2 protein-coding genes are annotated in these 3054 nt (G+C 55.4%); one reads left to right on the plus strand and one right to left on the minus strand.

The genetic code is table 11. The features are described 5' to 3' along the window. Positions 1–337 precede the first annotated feature (337 nt). Complete coding sequence (locus ACIQ17_RS32500; protein WP_398473682.1) at positions 338–2026, minus strand: methyl-accepting chemotaxis protein; 1689 nt, start codon at positions 2024–2026, stop codon at positions 338–340. Between the two features lie 392 nt (positions 2027–2418). Between ACIQ17_RS32500 and ACIQ17_RS32505 the strand changes: the two genes are divergently transcribed. Continuing rightward, positions 2419–3054: outer membrane protein (locus ACIQ17_RS32505; protein WP_398473683.1), on the plus strand; the 636-nt coding region annotated here is incomplete at its 3' end.

Genomic DNA, 3054 nt, shown 5'->3' on the forward strand with positions numbered 1-3054 from the left:
GGGAGGTCCGCTGAGAATACTGAGTCTTTAGGGAAGTAGGCTGTTTCAAGAACGGAATAAGCCTGAGCGACAGTCTGCCCGCGCCTTAACTTCACTTCGGTGAGATGGCGCTCGATCACATCGCGTGCACCGATTGGCAACGCCGACAAGAGTTTGCTGCCCCGGCTCACTGGTAAACTTCCTGCCTCTTAGCTGTGCTTGATAGAGATTGCGTCGACAGCGATCGTGACCAAAGAGCGCTGGAGCTTCACGATCTCATTTGATTGATTACCAAGTCGGCTAACACAGTCTTGTACGATATCAAGGCTGGACGCGACTGATCGCGTCCAGCCCTTTTTTAAGCCGCTCGGATCTGCCTCACAAAGTCGGAGACGGCAGACTGTAGCAGGTTAGCTTGGCTATCTAGGTCACGCGCATCATTTAGCACATTGCCGGCGGCCTCGCCCGTGGCAAAGGCGGCCGTCTGCACGCTACCAATGTTGGTCGTAATCTCGCTCGAACCCGTCGCCGCCGCTTGAATATTTCGCGCGATTTCACGAGTTGCTGCACCCTGCTCTTCGACCGCCGAAGAGATTGCCATCGAGATCTCACTCATTTTCTCGATTGTCGTACTAATACTAGCGATTGCCGTGACCGCATCACTGGTGGTCGACTGCATGCTCACAACTTGCGCCGTGATTTCCTCGGTTGCCTTAGCCGTTTGCGTGGCTAAGGCCTTGACCTCGGACGCAACTACTGCAAATCCACGGCCAGCGTCGCCTGCTCGCGCGGCCTCGATGGTTGCATTCAGCGCGAGCAGATTAGTTTGCGCAGCGATTGTATCGATAAGCTGAACAACCACGCCAATCTTCTCGGCCGCGCCGGAAAGCATTTGCACGGTTGCATTTGTCCGGTCGGCCTCGCCAACCGCCTGTTTGGCAATCGCGGTCGACTGAGTTACCTGCCGCGAAATCTCCTCAACTGAGGCCGACAGCTCCTCAGCTGCAGCCGCGACGGTCTGTACGTTGTGAAGAGCGTGCTCAGACGCGACGCTCACCGTGCTCACTTTCTCACTCGCTTGCGAGGCTGCATCGGTCATCGATGTCGCGGTGTTTTGCATCCCCGCGGCTGACCTGGCGACTGATTGAACCACGCTATGCACGCTTCGCTCGAATCCATCCGCTAACTTGTTCAAAACGATCTGGCGTTCCTCTCTCGCCTTCAACTGCGCAGCCGCCTCCTGTTCTTCCAAGTGGCGTACTCGAAGAGCGCTTTCCTTGAAGACTTGTACGGATTGCGCCATCGTACCAATCTCGTCTTTCCGTCGATTGCCAGGGATCTCTGCGTCCAGTTCTCCAGAGGCGAGTGACTTCATCCTGTCGCCCAACGCTGTCAGCGGCTTCGTAATACTGCGGCTGATCAACCACGCAACAAATCCTGCGACAAACGCGATGATGATGATAGCAAATGCCAGCGACATGATAATCGGCCTCATCTTTGCATTGAGGTCGTCGAGGTAAGCGCCGGTTCCAACGAACATATCCCATCCTGGGATTGCGACCGCGTAGGAGAACTTTCGGATCGGAATGTCTGAGCCAGGCTTGACGTACTCGTAGTAGAGGGTTACGTCGCCTTTGGCAGCGACGCCATCTCGCAGCTCCCGCGTGAGAGCGCGTCCATTAGTTTTGATGTCGAGCCGGTTTGTGCCGAACTGCTTCGGATCCGGCGTAACGAGTGCGACACCGTTCATGTCATAGGCAAAAATATAGCCGTTGCCATTGTCATACGTCATCGTGCGCGCGCGTTTGATAAATTCGCCGATGGCTGCCTCCTTCGAGAGCTCTCCAGCGGCATACTGCTTCTGCAGGCCGATAGCCACATTGCGAGCGGTCTCTACGAGGGCTTGGACTTGGTCCATGCGAGATGCGTGCATCTCATTATTGACCAAACGGCTCGCTTGGATGCCGGCCAAACACAGACCGACGACAGCAACAAAGACGAGCAGACCAAGCTTTATACCAACTGGAAGATTATCGAGTGTTTTCACGAAGCCCCACGAGATATGCATAACGACGGTATGATAATGCACATTTGCATAACAAACTTAGAGTTTCGTAAAATATGAAGGCCGGGGAAGATGCTGATTGTTCTGCTTCTGCTCTTTCCAACTCCTAGCCATACCCTGGCGACATGCCCGCTACGATTAAGGCCGCCTAGACTAGGTTTTCAGCAGCCCATCTTTCTGGCGGGTGAAACACAAAACAAGCAACGGTTCCGCAAGGGATGGCCGCGTCGTTCCCCGGCATAAACTTTGGGTTTTGTTCCAGAATTTTTTATCACAAAACAGTGCGTACGTTTGTAGGCGTATGTGGCAAAGTGGTGACGCTATTGAGGCTGGATTGTTTCTAGGGTCTCCCGACGGTTCAAAGGGAGACCATCATGAAAAAGTATCTTCTCGCGACGGCCGCTGTTGCGGTTTTGAGCGCATCTTCGGCGTTCGCTGCTGACATGGCAGCTCGGCCTTACACCAAGGCTCCAATGGCTGCTCCGGCCGCTGTCTATGATTGGACCGGCTTTTACATCGGCGGCCACGTCGGCGGTGCTTTCCGCGGCAACTCCGACAACCTGGTCGGCGGCGGTAACGATGGTCGCTTCATGGGCGGCGGTCAGATCGGTTGGGACACTCAGTTCGGCGGCAATTGGGTCTTTGGTCTCGAAGCGAACTACAGCTTTCTCGATACCAGCAGCAGCTTTGCCAACCGTGGCCTCGGTTCGGTTACCGGCCGTCTTGGCTCTGCTTGGGGTCCGACCCTCCTTTACGTTAAGGGCGGTTACGCCTGGGCTGACTCGCGATTCACCAACGGCTTCACCGGCGACGCTGGTCGCAACGGCTACACCGTGGGCGGCGGTATCGAATACCTGTTCAACCGCAACTGGTCGGGCAAGATCGAATATCAGTACTACGATTTCGGTACGACGACTTTCCTGACCCCCACCCTCGCCGTTGGTGGTTTCCGCAACGACGAGCACACCGTCAAAGCTGGCCTCAACTATCGCTTCAACTGGGGCAATTTC

The organism is Tardiphaga sp., assembly GCF_044340795.1.
Lineage (GTDB): Bacteria > Pseudomonadota > Alphaproteobacteria > Rhizobiales > Xanthobacteraceae > Tardiphaga.